Source organism: Caproiciproducens sp. NJN-50 (assembly GCF_004103755.1).
GTDB lineage: Bacteria > Bacillota > Clostridia > Oscillospirales > Acutalibacteraceae > Caproicibacter.
Genome location: NZ_CP035283.1, coordinates 1,186,379 through 1,204,126, shown reverse-complemented (window position 1 = coordinate 1,204,126; position 17,748 = coordinate 1,186,379). Strand labels below are relative to the sequence as shown.

Below are 17,748 nucleotides of genomic sequence, written 5' to 3'. Positions count from 1 at the left end.
ATTGCTGGCTGTTCTTTTCAGCATTCTGGCGGGCGCCGCAATGAGCGTGCAGGGTGTGATGAACACCCGCGTGAGCGACCGCATCGGGCTTTACGAATCCAACGCTCTCGTGCAGGGCGTGGCGTTTCTTTTGTCCATCCTTGCCCTTCTGTTCCTCGGCAAGGGAAATTTCGCGGAGCTGGGCGGCGTAAATAAGATTTATCTGCTGGGCGGATTTCTGGGTATCGTCATCACTGTCACCGTCATGCTGGCCATCAAGGGCCTGGGGCCGACCGTCGCGATCTCCGTGATCCTGATTTCCCAGCTTGTCGTCGCCGCTCTGATCGACGGCTGCGGACTGTTTGACACGGACCGCATCCCGTTCTGCTGGCAAAAATTCGCAGGAGTTGCCCTGATGATCGGCGGCGTTTTGCTGTTTAAGTGGAAAAACTGAAGCTCAGGTTTTCGCCGTCGGATAAATGCATTCTCCCTGCAAAGATCATTTTTGCAAACAGAATCGATGGAAAGGATGGTGCCTTACATGTATTCCTATCAAAAAACCGAACCCGGCCAATGGTCTGTCGGCAGCTTTTCCGAAGACGGCAAATGGCAGTCCGAAAGCGTATGGTATACGCCGGAAGAGGCTGCCGAACGCGCCCACTGGCTGAACGGCGGAAAAAGGCCGGCCACGGATGACGACGAAGCTACTTCAAACGGGCAAAGATAACCGCCCTCAGCCTCCCAGATAGGCCTGCTTCACGGAGCTGTCCTGCATCAGGTCGGCGGCCCTGCCCTCCAGAACAATGCTGCCCGTCTCGATGACATAGGCGCGGTTTGCAATGGAAAGCGCCATATTCGCATTCTGCTCCACCAAAAGGATCGTAGTGCCGGAGCCGTTGATCTCTTTGATAATATTGAAAATCTCCTGAACAATAATCGGCGCCAATCCCATGGAAGGTTCGTCCATCAGGAGAATTTTGGGCCTGGCCATTAAAGCCCTGCCCATGGCAAGCATCTGCTGTTCCCCGCCGCTCAGCGTTCCGCCGCGCTGTTTCATTCGCTCCTTCAGCCGCGGAAATTTATCGAATACCATGTCAAAGTCTTTTTTGATACCGTTCTTGTCCTTCCGGCAATAAGCCCCAAGCTGCAGGTTTTCCAGCACCGTAAGGTTGGAAAAGATCCTGCGGCCTTCCGGCACGTGGGAAATCCCCATATAGGGAATCTGATAGGCCGGTCGGCCGTTCAGCGCCTTATCTTCAAATGTGATCGTGCCGCCCGCGACGGGCACAAGTCCCGAAATGGCGCGGAGGGTGGAGGTTTTTCCGGCGCCGTTGGCGCCGATCAGCGTGACGATTTCCCCCTCATCCACTTCGATATTGACATCCCTTAAAGCATGGATCGCATCATAATATACGTTCAGGTCCTGAATCCTAAGCATCGGCGACCTCCTCCCCCAGATAGGCCTCTATCACTTTTTTATTGGTCTTGATTTCATTTGGAGGACCCTGCGCGATAATTTTCCCGTAATCCAGCACGACAATATTTTCGCAAACCCCCATGACAAGTTTCATGTCGTGCTCGATCAGAAGAATGGCAATTCTGAACTCCTTGCGGATCCATCGGATCAGTTCCATCAGGCTCTGCGTCTCCTGCGGATTCATCCCGGCCGCGGGCTCATCCAGCAGCAACAGCTTCGGCTGAGCCGCGAGCGCGCGGGCAATTTCAAGCCTCCTCTGCTGGCCGTAAGGCAGGTTGCAGGCCTTTTCGTTCTTTACATCCAGCAGCCCGAAAATTTTCAGAAGGTCGAGCGATTTTCTTTCGATGATCTCTTCCTGCCGAAAGAAGGAAGGAAGGCGCAAAATCGACGAAAGCAGCGAATAATCCGCCTGATAAGCATAAGATATTTTAATGTTATCCAGAACGCTCAGATTCTTCATCAGCCGGATATTCTGAAACGTTCTGGAGATTTTCTTCTTAGTGATCTGATGCGGCCGGATCCCTTGAATGCTTTCCCCGTTAAAAATAATTTTTCCGGCCGAAGGAGCATAAACACCCGTCAGCATATTAAAGATGGTGGTCTTTCCCGCGCCGTTAGGGCCGATTAAGCCGAACAGATCGTTTTCCTCCATTGAAAGGGAAAAATCCGAAACCGCCGTAAGCCCCCCGAATTGTATCGTAATATTTTCAATGTCAAGCAGCGGCATGATCTTTGCTCCCCTCCCCCGGCCCGTCAGAACTGGGCTTTCTGTGCAATAGCCCCGCAACGCGTACATTCTTGACCCTCAAAATCATAATAACGATCAGCAGCAGCGGATAAATAACCATTCTGAGATCGCTCAGGAAACGAAGGACCTCCGGCAGAAGCGTCAGAATGCTTGTGGAAACAATGCAGCCCGCAAAGCCGCCGGTTCCTCCGAGGACAACATAAATGACGAAATCGATGGACCGCAGAAAGTTAAAGCTGTTTGGATCAATAAACATCATCAGAAACGCATACAGCCCTCCCGCGAAACCGGCAAAAAACGCGCCGGCCGTGAACGCCATGATCTTGTATTTCGTCGTGTCGATCCCCATGGCCTCAGCCGCAATCTCATCCTCTCTGACGGAAATCATCGCGCGCCCCTGGTTCGCGTGAACGATATTATAAAGGATGGCAATTGTTGCTATCATGGAGAAGAACACCCACGCGAACGTCGTCTTGGGAGGAATTCCCGCGAGGCCCTGCGCCCCGCCGAAGGCATCGATGTTCTGAATCGCTACGACTACGATCTGGCAAAAACCGAGCGTCGTAATGGCGAGATAGTCCCCTTTCAGCCGGAGGGTTGGCAGCCCGATCAGAAAACCAAAAATCGCTGCGACCACGCTTCCGCAGAGCAAGGCGAGGAAAAACGGCATTCCGGTCTTCATCTGGATGAAGGCGGAGGAATAAGCGCCGATTGCAAGAAAGGCGGAATGCCCGAGCGTAAGCTGACCGGTGTAATCGATGATGAGATTGGTGCTCAGAGCCAGAATGACATTGATGCAGATCATCATCAGAATCTGCTTGTAATAAGCGTTAATCACATCCATCCGTATTAAAAGGGATAAAACACCAAACAAAACCAGGGAAGCAGCCAGGAAGACGGCACTTCGCTTCAAATAGGGTTTCAAACCGGCCACCTACACTTTCTCTTTTACCGTCTTGCCGAGAAGGCCGGACGGCTTGATGATGAGGATCACAATCAGGATCACGAACGCAACGGCGCCGGAAATTTTGGAGTTGATCGCCGCCATGAAGGTTTCCACCACCCCGAGAATGATTCCGCCGACAAAAGCGCCTGGAATCAGCCCGATTCCGCCGAGCACCGCAGCGACAAACGACTTGATGCCGGGCATCATTCCCATGTAGGGGTCAAGACTGGAATACAGGATCGCAACCAGCATTCCCGCCGCGCCGGCAAGCGCCGAGCCGATTGCGAAAGTCATGGAAATCGTGGTGTTGACATTGATCCCCATCAGCGCCGCCGCATCCTTATCCAGAGAGGTAGCCCGCATGGCTTTTCCCATCTTCGTGCGATTGACAAAAAGATTCAGAAGAATCAGCAGAAGCAGCGAAATCCCCAGGATGATCAGATGCAGCGCGTCCGAGCGGATCGGGCCGAACATCACCGTTTGCTGCTTCAGAATATAACCCGGATATGTTCTCGGGTTTCCGCCGAACAGGGCGTTAAAGCCGTTTTCAAGCAAAAGGGAAACGCCGATCGCCGTAACGAGCAGATTGATATTCGTCGTTTTTCTCAGAGGCTTGTAAGCGACCCTCTCTATGATAACGCCCAAAAGCGCCGAACCGAACATGGCAATCAGCAAAGTCGGAACAAACGGAAGACGCGCATAGGTGGCCGCAAAAAATCCTATGTATGCCCCTACCATATAAATATCGCAGTGCGCGAAGTTGATCAGGCCGATGATTCCGTATACCATTGTATAACCGAGCGCGATCAGTGCGTAAACGCTTCCCAAAGATACGCCGTTGATCAGTTGCTGCAGAAACGAAATCAGAGTCAATTGTTTTCCCCCCTAGTTAGAGTGATGCGCTTCTTGAAGAATCAGGAGCATACTCCCCTTTCCGGGGAGTATGCTCTGACCTGGATCGATACAGCCGCAACGGAAGGTTAAGGCTCAACCTTGGTGTAGAAGGTTTCCTTGCCGCCGTCCGTCTTGATGATGACCGCCGATTTGACTGCGTCGCGGCTTTCATTGAACTTGATATGGCCGGAAACGACGGTGCCGTCATAGGCTTTGAGCGCTCCCTGGATCGCCGCCGCATCCGTGGAGCCGGCCTTTTGGATGGACTGGATCAGGACCTTGCCCGCGTCGTAGTTCAGGGCAGCCATGGCGTCCGGAACCTCATTGCTGTACTTTGCCTTGAATTCCTTGATGAACTGGACCACCTCATCCGCCGTATCGTCCGGAGAATAGTGGTTGGAGAAATAAGCCCCGTCGACCGCGTCGCCGCCGATGGAGAACAGGTCCGCGGAATCCCAGCCGTCGCCGCCGAGGAAGGTCGCCCTGATGCCCGCGCTGCGAGCCTGTTTCGCAATCACCGCGACCGTGGAGTAATAATCCGGCAGGAACATCACGTCTGGATTTTTCGCCGCGATGTTGGTCAGCTGGGCATTAAAGTCCTTGTCGCCGGTCAGATAGGTTTCAGAACCGACGACCTTGCCGCCGGCCGCTTCAAAGCTTTTCTGGAAATTTTTCGCAAGGCCCTTGGAATAGTCGTTGCCGTTGTCGTACAGCATCGCGGCGGTTTTCGCTTTCAGGTCCGTGCTGGCAAGTTTCGCGACAACCTGGCCCTGGAACGGATCGATAAAGCAGGTGCGGAAAATGAAATCGCCGACCTGCGTCACCGCCTCATTCGTGCCGGTGCCGGTCGCCATCGGAACTTTGTACTGCTGGCAGATCGGCGCAAGAGATAAGCAACAGTTGCTGGTCAGGGGACCGACGATGGCAACGACCTTGTCGCTGTTGATCAGCTTCTGCCCGACGGTTACTGCGGTGGCCGGTTTCCCCTCGTCGTCGGAAAAAATGAACTTTACGTTCTGCCCGCCGATTCCGCCCGAACTGTTGACCTGCTCCTCCAGAAGCTGAAGCCCTTTCTGGCCGGACTGGCCGAATGCCGCAACGGAGCCGGTCAGCGGAAGGACCACGCCGATTTTAATTTCGCCGGATGCGGCGGCGCTGCCCGTGCCGGACGATTCCGCGGCGGCGGACGGCGCCGCCGAGCCCGCCGCGGAGGAGCCGCCCGATCCGGACTGGCATCCGGTCAGGGAAGCGATCATCGCAGCGCTCAATGCAAGTGCAATTAGCCTTTTGTTCATAACACGACCTCCTGATTTTTGAATATAAAACAAGGGCGTCTAAAACTCAGCACGAAAATGCATTGTTTAAACGCCCTTGTTAAAGCCAATTTATTTAATTTTTTAAGGAGCCATCGAAAATTTTGCTTCTTCTCTTTTCTTTATCATACACGATTTTTTCTAGTTGTCAATTCCATATGATAAAAAATTTAATATAATTAAGTATTTATATTGATTGCGTTAAATAATTAAAGTGAATTTTTTATTTTTGATTATGCAAATTTTCTCAAAGTCATACAATGCGTTTCTTTGTCTATAGCAAAAATCGGGCTTTCTGAATGGAAGGCCCGATTTCATAATGGTCAATAAAAGATCGTCACAAATTTGATATTAAAGAAATCGCAGGTCAGGATATCGTCCGTCGATGCTTCGCGGAGCAGAATATAGTTTGCTCCCACCCCGATCAGCAAGCCCGACTTATCGGTAAACGTATTTGTGCCGATCAGAAACTCGACCCGCACTCTTCTTCCGATTTGCGTTCTCAAAAAGCCGTTCAGGAATTCAAGGCTGTCCGCCGTCATCGGCGCGGGCTGCGACGTGTCCGTGATGGGCATCAGCTGAGCGGTAGCCGGAGTTCCCTGAGCCGCAGGAGCTGACGTCTGACCCGACATGTCGGTGCCGAGCGCCATGCTCTGAATTCCGGGCTGCTGCACCGCCGACGGGATGACGTTCATCGGCATGCCTCCCGAAAGGCTCCCACTTTGCTGGGCGCTCCCCATGGACGAGGAATCCGACTTTGTATATCCGGGCATCTGTAAGGTCATTGCATTATTGTACATGCCCGCCTGCTGACAGGGTACGCAGGGGCCGGGCATCGAATAGTTTGCGCTAAAACCAGGAATCTGTTGATTCATTTGTTTTCACCTCTTTTATGTTTTTGCGTACTTTTGAGTCGGTGCGTAAAAGCAATGATGGTTGATCCTCGTGTAAATAATGCCGACTCCGCCAGGCGGAAAATAGCTGGCACACGTAGGATTGTACGGATTATAATAAAAAAGAGAATTTCCGACGCCGTTGAACGTATTGTTGGCAAGCGCCCAGTCCGCTATTTCATAATGAATTTCTTCCGGATCCATATTATAAACGTTTTGAGTGTTATAGGCTCCGCCAACGCTCGTCTTCATGCAGGTAAACTGACCGGGCTGTTCCATAATCGCCCGGATGTCTCCCCCATTGCTGATACGGAAAAACTCTCCGTACGGGACGTTTCTGCGGTTCACAAGGATGGAAGCCATGCCGTACATTCCATTGTCTCCCTCACCGCCGGCTTCGCATTGGATCAGTCTTGCAAGCAATTCTTTATCATTATATGGCATAATAATCCCCATTTCTTTTTTCGCATTGATTTATTATCATAATATGAGATAAGATTTCTCCGGACACAAATAATTCGTACAACACCGGCTCGCTCCGTTCCACAAACGTAAAAAAAAACGGCCCTTGAATTTATTCCGGGCAGCAAATATAATAAAATGGATTTATCCGGATCATTCAGCGAATTCAATTCTATCATTTAGATATAAACAGCCGCCCTCTCCTACCTGCACAGAAAAGGGCGGTATTGCTCAGAAAATTCCCGGGAGGAATCTTCTAATACCAATTTTAGCATCCTGGAGAAATATGTCAATTATTGGAGGGCAAAAAATGAAAAAAGCAAAAATTCTTTCTCTGGCATTCGCTCTTTCCCTTTCGATCGCGTGTTTGGGAGCGCCCGTTTCCGCCACATCCTCGCCTTACGTGCAAAGTGACACCACAGTGCCATTCACGCGCATGCAGGGCGAAACCTATCAGGTAAAATTTACGGTCCGGGGCACACATGCCGATCCCAAAATAGCAGCGGGAGACGGGAGCGTATTGCAAACGCTGAACGTTGCCAAGACCAAAGATTCCAGTGGAAACGATGTGTACTATTTTAAAGTAAAAGCAACCGGAGCGCCCGGAACATCTTCGGCGATTTACACGACTTTACCCGGCCAGTCCGCCGTGAGGCATTTCGTCATTACCGTGAGTAAGCCTTTGACTGCGCAAGAGATTGCTGATAATTTAAAAGAAGGCGGACTTCCCATCGGCAATATTATCGTTTACACTGCGGAAACAGACGACAATCAGCTGCTTGGAAGACCAAATCAGTATATCAGCAGAGTCAGATTTGCGGATAATACGGTGGATCAAAGCGACAGCAATGATCCTGTCGGCGGCAGCATTGAAACATTCAATAACTCCTCCGACCTCGAGGTCCGCAAAGAGTACTGTGAAGCAATTTCAAAATCAATTCCTATATTTGCGCAATATTATTATGTAAACGGCAATTATTTGCTTCGCATAGACAATGCAGTCACACTTGAAAACGCAAAAAAATATGAAGAAGCATTTGCAAAAATAAAGTAAAATGAAAAAGATTCTCTCCTCCCGGCTTCAACTACGAAGAGCGGTCGCCATCAGCGGGACCGGCGGGCCGAATAGATCAAGATTCTCCGGGTTACGCCGGCAGGTTTACGCTGCCACATGTTAAAAGCAACAGCCCGGTCTTCTGACCGGGCTGTTGCTTTTAGAAAAATCAGTTCATAAAAGATGCAGAAAGCTGGATCTTGACAGTACCGCAAAATACTGATAAAATGAAGTAAACCATTAGTTTACTTCATTTTACTCCAGTGAATATTTGAAGGAGGGGGTACCTGCATGGGTTCTGAGGAACGCAAGCGCCTGGAGAAGAAAATTAAAAAAAAGGATATTATCGACGCAGCCGAAAAGGTTTTCTTTTCAAAAGGTTATGAGAACGCTTCGATGGACGAAGTGGCCAAAGAAGCGGAATACAGCAAACGGACCGTTTACATTTATTTCAACAGCAAGGAGCAAATTTATTTTGAAATTATGATCAGAGGTTATCGTCTGCTGATTGAAATGATGAAGAAGACTCTGCAAGAGAAAGCGCCGCAAGATGCCGTTGAAGAATTGCGTTTAATCTTTCTCACTTTTTTTCAGTTTAGCGTCGAGCACAAAGATTATTTTAAAGCCATTATGGAGTACGAGACCAAGGAACCTGATGAAGAGGCAGGTATAGAAAATGAAGCGAAGGACGAGTGCTATCGACTCGGCGAGCAGATTTTCGGCATCCTCGTCCATGCTCTGCAACGTGGTGTAACGGAGGGCAGCCTGCGCGTCGGACTCGGGATTGAAAAAACCGCTTTAATCCTGTGGGCCTGCACGGTCGGCACCTTTATAACAGGGGAAAAGAAAAGCCGATATCTGATGGATTATCATAAGACGAAATCGGACGATTTTCTTTCTGATGCCTTCGAGTTGATCATAGGCTCGATACGTGGGGCAGGTGCGACATTGGGATGAACGGAAAAGTGGTGTTGAAAAGAATGGGCTTTGTCATCGCGGGTATCGCCGGCTTATGTCTTGTCGTCATTGCGATGCTTTTTATCGCCAGCGGTTTTTTCATGCCGAAAAAGTATATGGAACCGTGGGCCAGGAACTACGCCTCGCAGTTTTCCGACCCGCGGGTGCGTCTCACGGCCGATGGGCTGCTTGCGGCGAGCAACCATAACATGCAGCCCTGGACGATCAGGCTCGACAAAACAAATCCAATGGTGTTCTATCTCTACGCCGACAGCGCGCGAAGGACCGATCAGGTTGACCCATATTCCCGGCAGCTTATGATCTCACAAGGCACCTTTTTGGAATACGTCCGGGTAGCCGGCGACAAGGGCGGTTGGCACACCGACATGGAACTTTTCCCGGACGGTAACTATGATGAGGAAAATCTTGTCCACAGCATGGACACAAAGCCGGTTGCCAGGATCACTCTCACAAAAGCGCAGCCTCAAAATGATCCGCTCTACGAGGAGATGTATCTGCCCGATACCAGCCGGGAAGCCTATGGGCCGGAAAAACTCACTGCCGCACAGGTGAACGCCCTTACGTCTCTTCCGACGCAAAGCGGATTGTCGATAAAGATCTATCAGGACGAGTCCGATCTTTCCAAAATCGGAGGATTCGCCGTCCGGAGCGCGACGATTGAAGCGGGCGTCACCCGTGTGATGGATGAATCAAACGCTATCTTCAGGCCCAACGAGTACGAAAAGAATAAATACCGTTACGGTTACTCGGTGGAAGGACAGGGCGTAACGGGCTTTATGAAAAATATCACGCAGGGACTGGTCACTTTCTTTCCTTTGCTGAATACCGGAAAGGACGCATCACAGAATTTCATTAACTATACCCGCACTTCGGTCGATCACACTCCCGCTTATGCAATGATCATAACGGCCGACAATAGCCGGATCACACAGGTAAAGAGCGGGATGCTGTACAGCGGGCTTGTGCTGAAGGGACACACGCTCGGGCTCGCCATGCAGCCGCTCAGCCAGGCTCTGGAGGAATATCCGGAGATGGAAGGCCCCTACAACGGCCTCAAACAAGCTTATGCGCCGGACAATGGTACCGTCCAGATGCTTTTCCGCGTGGGCAAGCCCCCAAAAAGCACGCCGCTGAGCATGCGGCGGGATGTAAAAGATCTGCTGATGAATGATTAAACCATATAATAGCGAGAAGCCGACTTCTTTTTACAGAAATCGGCTTCTCGCTATATGGTCGGAGTGAAATTATAGGACTTGGAAAAGTTCAGTAACACCAATGGTTTACAGGCATTCTGCAAGTAGCATTTACACTTACACCTCGGCTATATTGTTCTGTCAATTACCATCACTTGCGTAATCACATCCCGCAGCCTGTTTTTACCGACCATGTATTCCAGGGCATCATCTGCGGTGCTAAAATATCTCGTCGTATCAGGCTGGTTGTAAAGATAGATGATGATCTTTCCTTTCATATGAGAAACACCGTATTTTTGACCAGCCCAATCAAATTCCACTTCGCCGCCGCAACTCATACACCACTTGAAATCACTGATACTGACAAAGCGATTCTGTTCCGGTGTGCTCCCCTGAATGATCTTTCCGCCCATATAAAAATAACCTCCGTATTTTTTGAATTCCGGAGCGCCGTCCGGGTAATTGATCTGGGCACTGAAATTCGGATGATTGTTTTCCCACGTTATGATATGATCGTGAGGATTCGTATGGGCTTTGGGGTTGCCGTGATCTGTATTATGGCGTTCTCTGTCGCCTAACCCATTATCACCTATATGTGTCTCCCTGTATCCATCTTTATTTTTGTCACCCGGATTGCCGACAAGGCGTTGATTGCCCGGCTTGTTTGGGTCCGGTCTCCATTTTCCCCCGTAGGCGCTGCCCATTCCAGTCTGAATAATACTATTATAGTGCTCATCATTCTTACTTACAACATATCCGCTTTTGATAATGAGATTGCTCCCTGCCAGAAGCAGTTCCTCCCCGCAGATGTATTCCGCGTATTTGGACGGTACATACGGATCGTCGTTCATGTATTTCCACGAGCTCAGCTCATAGTCGACAAACACAATATTGCCCTGCATTTCAGGGAACGGTTCGTTATAACAGATGATTTTCTCCGGTTCGATCCGGCGGAGCATCTCGTTATAACCCTTGAGGAAGAACTCTTTCTGATCTTGCCGGTTGTCATGCGCCGACACCATATAGGTTGACACCGCAACTACGGAACCTTTTTCGATCCCGTCAAAGCAGAACTCAAACGTGTTCTCACTTCCCCAGTTGACGGTCGGCACGACGCGAATTCCCTTTGACGCAAAATAGGCGCCGCACCAGCGGTTCCGAAAGGTATTATAAAGCTGCAAAACAGGCGCCATTTCGACGTACATGCTGAAATCGGGGGAAAGCACTGCGCGATAGCGTTTCAGCTTTTCCAAATCGGTATCGGGATTCTTCCAGACACGCTCAAATTTATAGTCATATAGAAAAAAATGAACCATGCGGTCAAGGTGACTGGTGTTCTCCAGTTTTGTTTTATCGAAGCCGATCAGCCTCAAATTATCAAAGTCGTCTTTCTGAGCCTGAAATTTTGGAATAACGGGAATTTGGAGCTTGTTTTTCCCCATAAATTGATTCCGCAGCAGGAACAGACTGGTGCGATATTGGTAATTTTCTTCCGTCATTTTACATGTCCCTTTCTATGATAAGGATTGTCATCCTTTCACTGAACGAGGCTTTTGTTACAGGAATTGCCTTCCAGAGGGCAACTTTTGCAAAATTCAAAATATTATAAAAAAATCAAAAACTGCCGCATCAAAAGATATGACAGCTCTTGATAAATTTCTGGTCGGAGTGAAATTATAGGACTTTGCAGACGGTTGGCAAACAGTATTTATATTTTTTCATATAAATATATTTTATAGATATTAGTCTTCAATTATTTTTGCACGATACATACCTTGCTTTTTTAATATATCTGCCACATTATAGGCGTCAAGGCCCTCAATACAGATTCTGCGACATTCACCAGGATAATCTTTTGAAAAAGTATCCCAGGCAGTTATCAAATGGTCAGTTTTGTGTAAACCATATTTTGTTAGCAGGACGGCATACCTTTCTGGCGTCTCCGAATAAATAGAGACCACTTTGTATTTCTGAATAAAAATCTCTTCGTGGCTTTGATGAGATGCAATAGCAAATTGAGATAATCCGTCACTTAATAATAGCTGACCGTATGAAGTCATTATTGTATCGATTTGACTTTGTGTTTGCCCGTCAAGATACAGTACTTCTTGGTGAAGGATTTCCTCAAATCCCATTTTGTTTTCTTCATCAATTGACAGCGGCAATTGCATCACCAAAAACAATGGCTCAGGAAGTGCTTGATAAAAATTGGTGACTAAAGCTGATAGTTTTTCATAGCTAACATTAGCGCAAATGGATTCTCCTTCAAATATCTGATATTCTTCCAAAATCTTATTGGAGAATGGAATTGTCACTCCAGGAGCAGTTTGAAACATGACATCCACCTTTCATACAGATTAGAAAATATACTTTTATTGTAACAGGACAACAAAAGAAAGTCTATAAAAAGATGTGAAGACAATAGCAGGAGTGTCCTTATAGGACTTGCTATCTACAACCCCACATGAACTAGATATTTCACGATATCGTTGTTTTTGGGATGGGTTCTCGCATTCAAGATAATATTTGGCATGTCGATCACTCCGAATACTATTTTCTTCAATAGCAACCAAATGTGGATAGATAATAGATTTGTCCTCGCCAGATTTTTTGTCAGTAATAAATAAAAGCAGGTTTATGCCATTAATGTCGCGTTCAAACTGGACTTCTCGGAATATATAATGGGTTTCATCATCTGGTATGTTAGGAAATTCGGAAAAACAGATGTCTGCCGAGTTGTACAGGTCGTTGATTAACTCCAAAACATCAAACAGTTTTGCTTCAGGATATTGTGCTATCCAGTCAAATACTGTTTTAGTTACAATAGTCGGAAAAGATTTTTCCACACCCAAGCTATCTAATAGGGTGTCAAAGTCTAGCCCTTCTTCATTCATACGGTTATCTCGTTTTATGAAATCAATAAACGCACCAATGAAATTACAGGCTATTCCAGTGTCAATAATCTCCTGTTGAAAGAGGCATGAATCCATTTGTAGAATTTCTTGGTACTTTTTTTGCCAATAATCGATCAGCTCCTTTTTATCATTGATGCTGAATAATCGTGTGCCATTTTTGAGAATAATTAGAACTTTTCCTTGCATGTCCCTTGTGAGGCTTCATACATACAGTTAACTGATCGCAAATAGGAATCACTTACGTATAATATTAGTTTATCGTGCTTTCTTATGCCATCCATAAAATTATGGATATTAGCATTGTATTTTAAATCACGGATGTCTCGCGTCAGATGGATCTGGAATCGGGAAAATAAATTATCAAGACGATTTACGTCCTTAGTGTCATTCCAGTTGTAAGAAAGGAAAATACGTTTTTCCATCGCACTGCCACTTCCTAATATCTTAAAATTTTTAGTAAGCAATAAACATCACTTACAGAACAAGCATTTCATTAATCATACAACCTGTAATTAATTCTTTTTATAATAATTATACCATTGTTAATAAATCCTGTCACTCAATTTTACTTCCGAGTGTAATTATAGGACTTGGATAAGTCCAGCAATACCAATGGTTTGCAGGCAGTCGACAAGCGGTACTTACAAAAATATAGAATTTATTAACTTATTTTCTTTATTCAGGTTGTGATATAATAGAATAAACTGAATCTAGGACCCCTAGATGTAAGGAGAAGACATATGATTTTTACACTTGATGCAAGAGGAAATGTTCTACTTCCTGTCATAGTTAATACTTTTAATCTAACTAATGATCAATGTGCCAAGGTCATTCTTAGCGAATTTGTAGAACTGAAGAAGAAGTTGCAGGCCAAAGGAATAGAATATTCGAAATTAAAATTAGCGTTAACTCCCGTGCATAAGGATAAAAAAGAAGTGGCTTTCATTTTCGACAGTACTTTAATTCAAAGCAATTGGTATGGGAATGTGGCCTTTCAAAGTATATTGCCAGCATTAAACAAGGAAAGTACATATAGTGTTCTTTGTGGAGATATTATAGCAGACACAATTCCATTAGGAATCAGTGAAGAAATTGTCTTTGAAAACTTAGTACAATTCCATTCCACTATTTTTAAGCATCCTACTCAATACTATGTAATTTACATCAATAACTTGTCAAATGCACAATTCGAAGCCATTATTGATGCGTTGAGTAATTTAGCTTTTTTTGTGGGATATGTTAATATGACCTTTTCTAGCAGATTGAAAACAATTTTGGCATACTCTTTGGTTAATCTAGGAATTAAGTATAAAGATACAATGATACTTCAACATGAAGCTGATAGAGACGATGCAGAAAACGTAAATAATTGCGGTTACGATTTTGAAGACTTTGGATTCTCCGTAAAAAGTATAAATGATATGTATTTCGGGCTCTTTCTATCGTATAAAATTGAAGCGCTCTTCGCAGACCCGGAGGATTTGAAATATTCAATGAATGCTATATATTCTAATATAACTTCGGCCTTTGAGCTGCCTGTATCAGCCTTGAGAAGAAGTTGCTATATTTAAAAGAAAAGAAAGCAGCTATTATGGAGAAATTGGGCCTTCAAGATTATTCCACAGAAGAATTGGCACATTTGATAAAGAATTGCATCCGAAAGAGCTATTTTTACAACCTAGAGTATTTAGAGGAATATAATGTTCCCAAATTCAATATCTCTCTGGAATTAAAAACATTGGAAGGCAAAATGCGTAAAGTATTAGTTGCATTAAAGTACTCCCCAACCAATATGGGGCTAGAACTAATAACTATGTATTAGAATTTTACATTTCACGCATCGTTAATTATATCATCTAGCATAGTCCTGTCACTCAATTTTGCTTTCGAGTGTAATTATAGGACTTTAGACGTGCGCAAAGCCCTCAATCCCGCATGAATACAGACAAAACGAAAGACCGACGATTCAAAATCGTCGGTCTTTCGATGTCTAATAACGGTAATATCGAGGCAATTTCACATTCGTTTCTAATCAACAGCGAATGGGTGCCTCTTTGATTTCAATGGGTGCAATTGCCAAAGGGGTGCACACTTTTAATTAAATGGCCTGATATAGACTGTCTTAGTGTAAATGTTCTAAACTATAAAAAGTCCAATAATAGTCATCAATACGAACAAAGTGAAACTCGATAATGATGTAGTTAAACCCGCCTTATAAAACATGAATTTTCTTTTGCAAATCAAGGAACAGATATATATTTGAGAGGTTATATCATCATTCAATTCCGTAGTATCATATTTGTTGAGCTTCTGCCTATAGTCGTTATAGGATTTAAACTGGGCGATTGTTGAAAAATAAATAAGAGAATCCGCTTTTATTCCCTTATTCGAAAACTCATTCGGGTTAATTTTGGAAATCAAAACATAAATCAGAAACACACATCCTACCAAAATACCGAATATAGAGAAAAGCCAAACTATAAGGTAAAGCACGGTCCAAAATCCTGTATTGTCAACCATATATTTATTTATCTCTTTAAATTTGCCTATATAATCGGATGCCAGCAAGATTCCGACAATGACACCTATCCCACCTAAAATGATGGAAGTTTTTGAATCGCAATTTTCAATCCATGCAGTGTTGCGATCAAGTACCTCATTCAGTTCTTCTCGACTTCGTTTGTTTTCCATCCTTAATACCCCATTGATTTAAGTTTCTGTAAAGCTTCTTGATAATCTTTTCTTTCATAAACACGTTTTTCAAAGATTTCCTTCAATTTCGCCCAGTGTTCTGATTTGCGTACAACATTTTCAACAACAGATGAGTTTAACCAACTTGAATATTCTGCTTGAATGCAAAGGGCTTCATACGCTTCTTCGTACATGTCAAAGCACATATATATGTCAACTAAATAACAGTACAAATCAATTTTTACTTGAAGCTGCGATTTACCTATATTACTTCCCAATGCATACATTTTTTCAATAAGTTCAGTCCAATAGTCTTTTCCGACCGCTTTGATTATTCCATCCTTACAATAAGTTTTCGCAAATAAATTGTAAAATATTTTGTATTCATTTTGCTTGTTGTCAGTTTCCTTTTCGTCCACGGCGACTTGCTTAGCATCCAAACGTTGCTGCCACTGTTGTAGACGATCACGCTCTTGAGATAGAATTTTTTCACTACTTGAAACTTGACTCTCACGCTTTTTCAGATTCTCCAATGCTACTGACAGTTCTGCGGACTTTTTACTGATTTCGTCTACTAGTAATAAAGCCTTTTCTTGCGTCTCATCAAAAATATTCTGTATAAACGTACTTTCAGGATCCAGCTGTTCTTCTGACTTTACAGCTTCTTGCGCAATATCTTCTGATAATTCCAAATAATATTCGGTTACGGCGTATCCAGTAAAAGCTTTATTCCCCTTTGCACGGCAAATCTTGTTCCAAATCTCTTTTTTTTCGATACCGTTGTATGTTTTTTCATCTATAAAAATTTCACGAGGTTTAGCTAGGCTACAGTAACGACTTGCGTAATTGGTAGTTGACCCAACCCAGACAATCCCTGTCTCATTCTCTTCTGTATCATTTGATTCTTTTCCACGCATACCAACTTTGGTAATCATGATATTCCCGGTGCATATGCCTATTCCGCAACCAATACAAATATCACCAAATTTCCGTTTTAGTGCAGGATTCAAGCAATAATCAATTAATGTTTGTATGTATCTCGCTGCATTAACAGCTTTTTGAGACGAATTCAAAAGTGATTTTTCATCTATACTATCTTGAAAAACGCCCATGATCCCATCGCCCGCAAACTGTCGCGTAAACCCACCGGAATAACGGATTGCTTGAATAGCCATGCGAATAAAAGCACGATAAACCTTGACCATCCGTTTTGCTTTCAATTCATCGGTTAAATCCGTGGATTTTCTCATATCAACAAAAAGGATAGATAACTTCCCTTTAAACACTTTATTTGAGTCGGATACATCAGAGGCAGGGGGATCATATCTGTTAAATCTATATCTTCTACAGGTTCATTTAATATACTCTCAAGTGCATGATTTGCAGAATCAAATTCGGATTTAGGCAAATATTTTCCATCCATTGATATCCTCCCTTTACGTAATAGACATATCATTCTGATTTTATGGCCACTATTTAGTAATCGAGGCGAGAAACGACATCTTTGATCCTTTATCTGTATAACTTAAAATACACTTTCACGAAACTCTTGTAGCATTTGATTTAAGGTAACCCCTGTCGCAATTTCCTTTACTAATGCACTTTGAGCAGGCTCTTTTTCGCCTCTCACATGCCATGCACATTCTTTTTGATTATCTGCGACACGGGACAAAAATGATGGCTTATTATTGTCAACATAGTAACGGAAGTCTTCTTTCTCCTTCTCTGAATGAAAGATGAGCACGACTTCTAAAAACTTTCTTCGAGCAGAACAAGCTTCTTCGCTTTCGTCATCTAGCAAATATAAGTGTAGAAGATAAGATATGGATCCTTCAATAAAATACTTGAACGCTAAATGATTGTGATGATAACTATCAAGCGCAATATGATCCCAAGTCGGAGTAGTTGTCAGATATCTTCCACCGTCTACCGTTCTTGGTATTCATCCTGATCCATTGCGGAATGGGCGTTTTCTTCCACACATTTGCGGATTAGTTCCATGACGACCGCGCATTCATCCCGCAATCTCACGCTTTCCTTATCGAGCGCGGTGGTATCCACCAGAACTGCAATAATCGAATCAAAATCCTCGACGATCTGGTCTTTGTTTTCAATAACCCGGTTGAACGCCTCGACAAACGCCCGCTGCAACAGTTCCTCCGACAGATACGGCGTGCTGCAGCAAGTCCCATTTGCAAATATGGA

22 protein-coding genes are annotated in these 17,748 nt (G+C 45.0%); 6 read left to right on the top strand and 16 right to left on the bottom strand.

Annotated features, from left to right (window positions below; all coding sequences use genetic code 11):
* Position 1: 1 nt before the first annotated feature.
* A complete protein-coding gene (locus EQM14_RS05755; RefSeq protein WP_128742058.1) occupies positions 2 to 433 on the top strand; it encodes a DMT family transporter in 432 nt (143 codons plus the stop codon).
* Positions 434 to 520: 87 nt separating this feature from the next.
* Positions 521 to 706 carry a hypothetical protein gene (locus EQM14_RS05750; RefSeq protein ID WP_128742057.1) on the top strand — a complete coding sequence of 62 codons (186 nt, stop codon included), beginning with the start codon at positions 521 to 523 and terminating at the stop codon, positions 704 to 706.
* A 6-nt stretch (positions 707 to 712) separates the two neighbouring features.
* On the opposite strand, the gene EQM14_RS05745 is transcribed toward EQM14_RS05750, so the two are convergent.
* The 7 genes from EQM14_RS05745 to EQM14_RS05715 form a co-directional block, all read right to left on the bottom strand.
* Complete coding sequence (locus tag EQM14_RS05745; RefSeq protein ID WP_128742056.1) at positions 713 to 1,417, bottom strand: ABC transporter ATP-binding protein; 705 nt, start codon at positions 1,415 to 1,417, stop codon at positions 713 to 715.
* Complete coding sequence (locus EQM14_RS05740; RefSeq protein WP_128742055.1) at positions 1,410 to 2,183, bottom strand: ABC transporter ATP-binding protein; 774 nt, start codon at positions 2,181 to 2,183, stop codon at positions 1,410 to 1,412. Before EQM14_RS05740 ends, EQM14_RS05745 begins: the two co-directional genes overlap by 8 nt.
* Positions 2,170 to 3,138 carry a branched-chain amino acid ABC transporter permease gene (locus EQM14_RS05735; RefSeq protein WP_442861478.1) on the bottom strand — a complete coding sequence of 323 codons (969 nt, stop codon included), beginning with the start codon at positions 3,136 to 3,138 and terminating at the stop codon, positions 2,170 to 2,172. Before EQM14_RS05735 ends, EQM14_RS05740 begins: the two co-directional genes overlap by 14 nt.
* Positions 3,139 to 4,014 (bottom strand): branched-chain amino acid ABC transporter permease, encoded by an 876-nt coding sequence (locus EQM14_RS05730; protein ID WP_128744243.1) that lies wholly within the window; start codon positions 4,012 to 4,014, stop codon positions 3,139 to 3,141. It lies immediately after the preceding gene.
* Between the two features lie 116 nt (positions 4,015 to 4,130).
* Entirely contained in the window at positions 4,131 to 5,339 is a 1,209-nt protein-coding gene (locus tag EQM14_RS05725; protein WP_128742053.1) for an ABC transporter substrate-binding protein, read from the bottom strand.
* A gap of 341 nt (positions 5,340 to 5,680) precedes the next feature.
* Positions 5,681 to 6,232 (bottom strand): hypothetical protein, encoded by a 552-nt coding sequence (locus EQM14_RS16520; protein WP_205703206.1) that lies wholly within the window; start codon positions 6,230 to 6,232, stop codon positions 5,681 to 5,683.
* Positions 6,233 to 6,247: 15 nt separating this feature from the next.
* Positions 6,248 to 6,694: a cell wall hydrolase gene (locus EQM14_RS05715; RefSeq protein WP_128742052.1), complete on the bottom strand. Its 447-nt coding sequence runs from the start codon at positions 6,692 to 6,694 to the stop codon at positions 6,248 to 6,250.
* A gap of 328 nt (positions 6,695 to 7,022) precedes the next feature.
* On the opposite strand from EQM14_RS05715, the gene EQM14_RS05710 reads away from it, so the two are divergent.
* The 3 genes from EQM14_RS05710 to EQM14_RS05700 all read left to right on the top strand — a co-directional run bounded on the left by EQM14_RS05710 (position 7,023) and on the right by EQM14_RS05700 (position 9,919).
* The gene (locus tag EQM14_RS05710) at positions 7,023 to 7,766 is read left to right on the top strand and encodes a hypothetical protein (RefSeq protein WP_128742051.1); all 744 of its coding nucleotides are present in this window, start codon (positions 7,023 to 7,025) and stop codon (positions 7,764 to 7,766) included.
* A gap of 291 nt (positions 7,767 to 8,057) precedes the next feature.
* Positions 8,058 to 8,723 carry a TetR/AcrR family transcriptional regulator gene (locus EQM14_RS05705; RefSeq protein WP_128742050.1) on the top strand — a complete coding sequence of 222 codons (666 nt, stop codon included), beginning with the start codon at positions 8,058 to 8,060 and terminating at the stop codon, positions 8,721 to 8,723.
* An 8-nt stretch (positions 8,724 to 8,731) separates the two neighbouring features.
* The gene (locus EQM14_RS05700; RefSeq protein WP_243112646.1) at positions 8,732 to 9,919 is read left to right on the top strand and encodes an Acg family FMN-binding oxidoreductase; all 1,188 of its coding nucleotides are present in this window, start codon (positions 8,732 to 8,734) and stop codon (positions 9,917 to 9,919) included.
* Positions 9,920 to 10,065: 146 nt separating this feature from the next.
* On the opposite strand, the gene EQM14_RS05695 is transcribed toward EQM14_RS05700, so the two are convergent.
* The 4 genes from EQM14_RS05695 to EQM14_RS16965 all read right to left on the bottom strand — a co-directional run bounded on the left by EQM14_RS05695 (position 10,066) and on the right by EQM14_RS16965 (position 13,274).
* Complete coding sequence (locus EQM14_RS05695; RefSeq protein ID WP_128742048.1) at positions 10,066 to 11,436, bottom strand: DUF4417 domain-containing protein; 1,371 nt, start codon at positions 11,434 to 11,436, stop codon at positions 10,066 to 10,068.
* Positions 11,437 to 11,679: 243 nt separating this feature from the next.
* A complete protein-coding gene (locus EQM14_RS05690; RefSeq protein WP_128742047.1) occupies positions 11,680 to 12,273 on the bottom strand; it encodes a hypothetical protein in 594 nt (197 codons plus the stop codon).
* Positions 12,274 to 12,309: 36 nt separating this feature from the next.
* The gene (locus EQM14_RS05685; protein ID WP_128742046.1) at positions 12,310 to 13,038 is read right to left on the bottom strand and encodes a hypothetical protein; all 729 of its coding nucleotides are present in this window, start codon (positions 13,036 to 13,038) and stop codon (positions 12,310 to 12,312) included.
* Positions 13,020 to 13,274, bottom strand: a complete 255-nt coding sequence (locus EQM14_RS16965; protein WP_164918980.1) for a toll/interleukin-1 receptor domain-containing protein — start codon at positions 13,272 to 13,274, stop codon at positions 13,020 to 13,022. The genes EQM14_RS05685 and EQM14_RS16965 overlap by 19 nt, the downstream gene beginning before the upstream one ends.
* Positions 13,275 to 13,592: 318 nt before the next feature.
* Here EQM14_RS16965 and EQM14_RS05680 point away from each other — a divergent pair, with 318 nt between their 5' ends.
* The gene (locus EQM14_RS05680) at positions 13,593 to 14,423 is read left to right on the top strand and encodes a hypothetical protein (protein WP_128742045.1); all 831 of its coding nucleotides are present in this window, start codon (positions 13,593 to 13,595) and stop codon (positions 14,421 to 14,423) included.
* A gap of 565 nt (positions 14,424 to 14,988) precedes the next feature.
* Here EQM14_RS05680 and EQM14_RS05675 read toward each other — a convergent pair.
* From EQM14_RS05675 to EQM14_RS05660, 5 genes are all read right to left on the bottom strand, one after another.
* A complete protein-coding gene (locus tag EQM14_RS05675) occupies positions 14,989 to 15,543 on the bottom strand; it encodes a Pycsar system effector family protein (RefSeq protein WP_128742044.1) in 555 nt (184 codons plus the stop codon).
* Between the two features lie 2 nt (positions 15,544 to 15,545).
* Positions 15,546 to 16,748, bottom strand: a complete 1,203-nt coding sequence (locus EQM14_RS05670) for a hypothetical protein (protein ID WP_442861477.1) — start codon at positions 16,746 to 16,748, stop codon at positions 15,546 to 15,548.
* 41 nt (positions 16,749 to 16,789) lie between these two features.
* Positions 16,790 to 16,966 carry a hypothetical protein gene (locus EQM14_RS16305; protein ID WP_164918979.1) on the bottom strand — a complete coding sequence of 59 codons (177 nt, stop codon included), beginning with the start codon at positions 16,964 to 16,966 and terminating at the stop codon, positions 16,790 to 16,792.
* A gap of 102 nt (positions 16,967 to 17,068) precedes the next feature.
* Positions 17,069 to 17,344: a hypothetical protein gene (locus tag EQM14_RS05665; protein ID WP_128742042.1), complete on the bottom strand. Its 276-nt coding sequence runs from the start codon at positions 17,342 to 17,344 to the stop codon at positions 17,069 to 17,071.
* Positions 17,345 to 17,469: 125 nt separating this feature from the next.
* The gene (locus tag EQM14_RS05660) at positions 17,470 to 17,694 is read right to left on the bottom strand and encodes a hypothetical protein (RefSeq protein ID WP_128742041.1); all 225 of its coding nucleotides are present in this window, start codon (positions 17,692 to 17,694) and stop codon (positions 17,470 to 17,472) included.
* Positions 17,695 to 17,748: the final 54 nt, after the last annotated feature.

What these genes read in the sequence shown, in the direction of transcription:
- EQM14_RS16520 (WP_205703206.1), bottom strand. Translation starts at nt 6,232, where the DNA reads ATGAATCAACAGATTCCTGGTTTTAGCGCAAACTATTCGATGCCCGGC.
- EQM14_RS05725 (WP_128742053.1), bottom strand. Translation starts at nt 5,339, where the DNA reads ATGAACAAAAGGCTAATTGCACTTGCATTGAGCGCTGCGATGATCGCT.
- EQM14_RS05680 (WP_128742045.1), top strand. Translation starts at nt 13,593, where the DNA reads ATGATTTTTACACTTGATGCAAGAGGAAATGTTCTACTTCCTGTCATA.
- EQM14_RS16305 (WP_164918979.1), bottom strand. Translation starts at nt 16,966, where the DNA reads ATGGATGGAAAATATTTGCCTAAATCCGAATTTGATTCTGCAAATCAT.
- EQM14_RS16965 (WP_164918980.1), bottom strand. Translation starts at nt 13,274, where the DNA reads ATGGAAAAACGTATTTTCCTTTCTTACAACTGGAATGACACTAAGGAC.
- EQM14_RS05685 (WP_128742046.1), bottom strand. Translation starts at nt 13,038, where the DNA reads ATGCAAGGAAAAGTTCTAATTATTCTCAAAAATGGCACACGATTATTC.
- EQM14_RS05710 (WP_128742051.1), top strand. Translation starts at nt 7,023, where the DNA reads ATGAAAAAAGCAAAAATTCTTTCTCTGGCATTCGCTCTTTCCCTTTCG.
- EQM14_RS05715 (WP_128742052.1), bottom strand. Translation starts at nt 6,694, where the DNA reads ATGCCATATAATGATAAAGAATTGCTTGCAAGACTGATCCAATGCGAA.
- EQM14_RS05745 (WP_128742056.1), bottom strand. Translation starts at nt 1,417, where the DNA reads ATGCTTAGGATTCAGGACCTGAACGTATATTATGATGCGATCCATGCT.
- EQM14_RS05705 (WP_128742050.1), top strand. Translation starts at nt 8,058, where the DNA reads ATGGGTTCTGAGGAACGCAAGCGCCTGGAGAAGAAAATTAAAAAAAAG.
- EQM14_RS05740 (WP_128742055.1), bottom strand. Translation starts at nt 2,183, where the DNA reads ATGCCGCTGCTTGACATTGAAAATATTACGATACAATTCGGGGGGCTT.
- EQM14_RS05695 (WP_128742048.1), bottom strand. Translation starts at nt 11,436, where the DNA reads ATGACGGAAGAAAATTACCAATATCGCACCAGTCTGTTCCTGCTGCGG.
- EQM14_RS05690 (WP_128742047.1), bottom strand. Translation starts at nt 12,273, where the DNA reads ATGTTTCAAACTGCTCCTGGAGTGACAATTCCATTCTCCAATAAGATT.
- EQM14_RS05675 (WP_128742044.1), bottom strand. Translation starts at nt 15,543, where the DNA reads ATGGAAAACAAACGAAGTCGAGAAGAACTGAATGAGGTACTTGATCGC.
- EQM14_RS05750 (WP_128742057.1), top strand. Translation starts at nt 521, where the DNA reads ATGTATTCCTATCAAAAAACCGAACCCGGCCAATGGTCTGTCGGCAGC.
- EQM14_RS05670 (WP_442861477.1), bottom strand. Translation starts at nt 16,748, where the DNA reads ATGGTCAAGGTTTATCGTGCTTTTATTCGCATGGCTATTCAAGCAATC.